The sequence below is a fragment of the Streptomyces mutabilis genome (assembly GCF_014649815.1).
In the GTDB taxonomy this organism is placed as follows: domain Bacteria; phylum Actinomycetota; class Actinomycetes; order Streptomycetales; family Streptomycetaceae; genus Streptomyces; species Streptomyces mutabilis.
The window spans coordinates 1-640 of the sequence record NZ_BMTT01000181.1; the positions used below are offsets into that span (position 1 = coordinate 1).

The window sequence follows — 640 nt, forward strand, 5'->3', positions numbered from 1 at the left end:
GTAACCTTGATCTTCAATAGCTTCTTTAAAGTCGTTGAAAGCTACTTGATTTTCATCAAATTCAACTTCCACATTCCCATTCGCCAAGCTTACTTCTGAAGATGTTACACCATCTAATCCATTTAATGCTTTTTCAATTGAATGCTTGCAATGGTCACAGCTCATACCTTCTACATTAATAACTTCGTTAGTCAATGTTGTCACCTCCTTTCAAGAAATATAAGATTCTTATAATTTCATACGTTTTAGACGTAAAGCGTTTGTGACAACACTTACAGAACTTAAAGCCATTGCTGCTCCCGCAACCCAAGGTGCTAGCAGACCAATTGCTGCTATAGGGATACCTGCAACATTGTAACCAAACGCCCAAAATAGATTTTGGCGAATATTACGAATTGTAGATTTACTTGCTTTTATTGCTTTTGGAATTAATAAAAGGTCTCCTCCTAAAATAGTTATATCAGCAGCTTCGATTGCAACTTCTGTACCTGTACCAATGGCAATACCAATATCTGCTTTAACTAGTGCTGGAGCATCATTGACACCATCTCCAACCATAGCTACTTTTTTACCTTCAGATTGAATTTCTGCTACTTTAGAAGCTTTTTCTTCTGGTAAAACCTCTGCAATAATCGTGTCT

2 protein-coding genes are annotated in these 640 nt (G+C 36.7%); both read right to left on the reverse strand.

Annotation, left to right across the window (positions count from 1 at the left end; all coding sequences use genetic code 11):
• Positions 1–195 (reverse strand): copper chaperone CopZ (copZ, locus tag IE142_RS39930; protein WP_191889458.1); only part of this gene is annotated, 195 nt, incomplete at its 3' end.
• 33 nt (positions 196–228) lie between these two features.
• The coding region (locus tag IE142_RS39935; protein ID WP_191889459.1) for an HAD-IC family P-type ATPase at positions 229–640 on the reverse strand (412 nt) is incomplete at its 5' end.